Raw genomic sequence first — 406 nt, forward strand, 5'->3', positions numbered from 1 at the left:
CACAGATGGGCGGGATGTTTAAAGATATAACGCTTATCAGTTTAACATTAGGGGACAGGTTTAAATTTGTCAATACAGACAGTAATTTAAGAAAACCACGAGCACTAGCATCCACATCAGAGCTGCTACTTGATGGAAAATATCTGACTGGCAACTGGATTAAAAAAGATGATCAGTCAGCTCCTTATACCTCAGATGACTTCATCACTCACTATGGAAAAGGTGACTTAAAAGCGGGCACCTACGTCTCAGAAATTAAAATACTTACTTGGGGAGATGCACCATGGGGGTTTGATAACGCTACAGGTACCTTAACGATCAACTCAGGTACATTAGATGAGACTGACAGCTCACCCTGGAAAAGAAATGATGCTCAGAAAATAGCTGGGGATAAAATCAAAAAAAT

1 pseudogene is annotated in these 406 nt (G+C 39.9%); it reads left to right on the plus strand.

What is annotated here, in order from left to right:
• Nucleotides 1-14 precede the first annotated feature (14 nt).
• Nucleotides 15-406, plus strand: a pseudogene (locus RU86_RS11860) (hypothetical protein); the annotation flags it as partial.

The sequence above is a fragment of the Pseudolactococcus piscium genome, from assembly GCF_002441695.1.
Classification (GTDB): domain Bacteria; phylum Bacillota; class Bacilli; order Lactobacillales; family Streptococcaceae; genus Pseudolactococcus; species Pseudolactococcus piscium.